This is a genomic window from Chrysiogenia bacterium (assembly GCA_020434085.1).
Classification (GTDB): domain Bacteria; phylum JAGRBM01; class JAGRBM01; order JAGRBM01; family JAGRBM01; genus JAGRBM01.
Genome location: JAGRBM010000062.1, coordinates 1 through 3,397, shown reverse-complemented (window position 1 = coordinate 3,397; position 3,397 = coordinate 1). Strand labels below are relative to the sequence as shown.

Below are 3,397 nucleotides of genomic sequence, written 5' to 3'. Positions count from 1 at the left end.
TTCGTCTATGAGCAGCACGACGCCCGTGTCCTGCTCATAGAGTTCGAAAAGTTTGTCGGAGATCATTTCGTAGAGCTCGCTGCGCGCTCGTGGAATTTTCTCGATCCCCAGACGTTGGGCAACGGCCTTGAGAAGCTGCCCGGGTGTGAGCCGGGGATTGACCAGCAGAATGGGCAGGTAGTCTTCGCCCAGGCGGTCGATGAGTGCGCGCGAGAGCATGGTCTTGCCCGCACCGATTTCCCCGGTGAGCAGGGCGAGTTCGCGCTCTTCCACGGCAAGCTCCAGGCGCGCTATGGCCTCTGCATGCTGGCGGCTCTCGTACAGGAACGAGGGATCGGGCGTCTTGCCGAAGGGCCGCGCGCTGAATCCGTAAAATTCCTCGTACACTGCTCTGCTTCCCCTAGGCCGTTCCGGCCTTCACCACGCTCGCCGTACCGGTCGAGCCACGGATGATTTCGCCTACATCGAGCACCAGCACCGTCTGCTGGCCGCCCAGTTCCGTTGCGCCTGCAATGCCCGGCGTATCTTCGAGAAGATCGCCCACGGGCTTGATGACGATGTCCTGCTGTCCCACGAGCCGGTCGACCAGCAGGCCCAGTCGTTTTTCCGCCAGTCCCACGATGATGACGTAGTAGTAGGCCTGTCCGTGGTCGCGCTCTTCGTCGAGATGGAAGAACCCTGCCAGGTCAACGATGGGAACGGTGCGCCCCTCGACCTGCACGGTCTTGCGATTCTCAATGGTAAGAAGCTCCTCCTCGGTCACGCGCATGCACTGCTGGACCGAGTTGACCGGCACAACATAGGTCTGCGAGCGAACCTCGATCACCAGCGCGCCGATGATCGCCAGGGTAATCGGCAGCGTGATGCGAATGGTGGTTCCCTCGCCCACGCCGGTGATCGTTTCGATTACGCCCGACATGTCGGCGATGTTGTTCTTCACAACGTCCATGCCGACACCACGACCCGAAAGCTCGCTGGCTTCGTCCTTCGTGGAGAATCCGGCCGAGTAGATCAGGTCGACGAGTTCTTCCTTGCTCATCTCCGCATCGGGCGAGATCACACCGCGCTCGATGGCCTTGGCCCGCACTTTCTCTGGATCGATGCCGGCGCCATCGTCGGCCACTTCGATCACGACGTGGTTACCCTCGGGATAGGCGCGAAGCACCAGCGTTCCCTCTTCGGGTTTGCCGGCGGCCACGCGCGCTTCGGGGGTCTCGATGCCGTGATCGATGGAGTTTCGCGTCAAGTGCATGAGCGGATCGGCCAGATCCTCAGTCAGCAACTTGTCGAGCTCGGTCTCACCGCCCTGGGTCTGCAGCTCGATCTTCTTACCCACCTGGCGCGCGGTCTTTCGCACCACGCGCGCCAGGCGTTCGAACACCTGGCTGACGGGCACCATGCGCACTTCCATCACGCCGGCCTGCAGGTCGGCAATCTTGCGTTCGAACAGGCGCACCTCGCGGCCAAGCTGCTGGGCGAGCTTGACCATGCCCATGTCGCGGAGTTGGTCGGCCAGCCGCGAGAAGGTATTGCGCTGCACGACGAGCTCGCCGACGATGTTCATCAGGTAGTCCAGCCGCGAGATGTCGACGCGCACCGTCTGGGAGACGCTGCGCATGCTGGTTGTCGCATCGTCGGCAGCAGGCGCCGCGCCCTCTTCAGCGGTTTCTGTCGCAGCCGGCGCAGGCGCCGGGGTCTCGGGCTTCTTCTCGAGGGCGCCGGCCTCGACAATGGTCACGACCTTGTAGGCGTCGTTGGCCAGTGCGGCGCGCACTTCATCGGCGCTGATGGGAGTCCCGACGATCAGGTCGAAGACAATTTCCATGTCGCCGCTGGCCTCGCCCGAGGGAAGCGTCGTGATAATCTCGCCGTTTTCCTTGAGCTTCTCGGTAACCTCGGCAAGCCCGGTATCGAAAGTCTCCAGGGCGAAGGCGCAGGTCACCTTGTGCAGGAACATTCCGCGCTTGATGTTGTCGTTGAGGCGGTGTTCTTCGTATTCGGTGAGCACGTCGACAATGGCGGCGTCGACGCCCGCGGCCCTGGCCGGGCTTTCGCTTTCCTGCGCACCCCCGCCCTCGGCAATCTGGAGGGTTTCGGCGCGAAGCGCTTCCATGCTCGGAAGCGGCTCGCCTTTGCTCTGCGCCGCGATCAGGGCGCCCAGGGCCTCCACGCCGCGCATGAGTACGTCGATGACCGGATCGGCCAGCTCCACCTTGCCCAGGCGGATGGCATCGAGAAGGTGCTCGATGTCGTGGGCCAGACTCTGGAGTTCGGTAAAACCAAACATCCCGGCCAGTCCCTTGAGCGAGTGGGAGCCGCGGAAGATCGCGTTGATCAGGTCGGGATTGTAGCGACCGGCGGCCACCATCTCTTCGAGCGAAAAGAGATCCTTGTGGAGTTCCTCCACGATCTCTTCGGCTTCGGAAATGAACTCGGCCGATTGCTTGTTATCCTCGGAAGCCAAGTGCTTCCCCTCCTGCTCCGCTCAATGGCTCAGTGGCGCCCCAGATACTGGCGCACCACGCTCTGCAATTCTTCGGGATCAACCGGTTTCGCAAGATAAGCATCCGCGCCCAGAGACTTGCCCTTTTCACGGTCGCGTTCACTGACTTCGGATGTGATGATAATCAGCGGGATGTGCTGGTAGACCTGGTTGTGTTTGACGAAGTTGAGCAGCTCGAACCCGTTGATGTCGGGCATGTTGATGTCGGTGATGATGATATCGAATTTGTGGCGCGGCAGCGTCTTGAGGGCTTCGAAACCGCTGGAGGCCTCGACCACTTCGAGATCGCCGAGCTGTTCGAGCGTGGAAACCACAAGCGAACGTGTCGTAGGGGAGTCTTCTGCCAGCAGAATCGTCTTCACCGCTCAGCCCGCCTTTTCCGAACTGTCTCGCAACTGCCTTGCCAGCAGCGCGCGGTCCATGGCCATGCCTGCCTGCATCAGGAAAATCTCGAGGCTCTCGGTATCGCCGATTTCCTCGTCGCTCGGAGCGTTGTCACCGTAGAGAAGCGCCACCACGCGGCCCGAAGAGCTGATGGGCGCGGCAAAGGCCTGCGAGGGCCAGGCACCGCCGAGTTTCTCCACGATGTACTGGTTCCACTGATTCTCACGCAGCGGACCCTTCACCGGCCCCTGGCGCTCGATCACGTCGCGGAGGATGGAATCCTCGCTCTTGGGGATGCGCATCTTGCGCACGCGCACGGTGGCATTCTCGTCCGCAATCTCGACACCGAATTCGCCAAGACCGCAAATTTCCTTGGGCGTTACAACGAAGATCACCGAACGGCTCATCAGCTCGGCCGCAAAGCGGAGCACCAGCAGGGTAATCTCCATGCTGGAGTTGGGATCGTTGAGCTCATCGGTCATGGCCTTGAGCATGGCAAGCCCGCGGCTG

General features: G+C 61.8%; 4 protein-coding genes. All 4 read right to left on the bottom strand.

Annotation, left to right across the window (positions count from 1 at the left end):
- Window positions 1-387 (bottom strand): AAA family ATPase (locus tag KDH09_02180; protein ID MCB0218477.1); only part of this gene is annotated, 387 nt, incomplete at its 3' end.
- 13 nt (window positions 388-400) lie between these two features.
- Complete coding sequence (locus tag KDH09_02175) at window positions 401-2,464, bottom strand: chemotaxis protein CheA (GenBank protein ID MCB0218476.1); 2,064 nt, start codon at window positions 2,462-2,464, stop codon at window positions 401-403.
- A gap of 29 nt (window positions 2,465-2,493) precedes the next feature.
- Complete coding sequence (locus KDH09_02170) at window positions 2,494-2,865, bottom strand: response regulator (protein ID MCB0218475.1); 372 nt, start codon at window positions 2,863-2,865, stop codon at window positions 2,494-2,496.
- A 3-nt stretch (window positions 2,866-2,868) separates the two neighbouring features.
- A partial coding sequence (locus KDH09_02165) for a hypothetical protein (GenBank protein MCB0218474.1) occupies window positions 2,869-3,397 on the bottom strand: 529 nt, incomplete at its 5' end.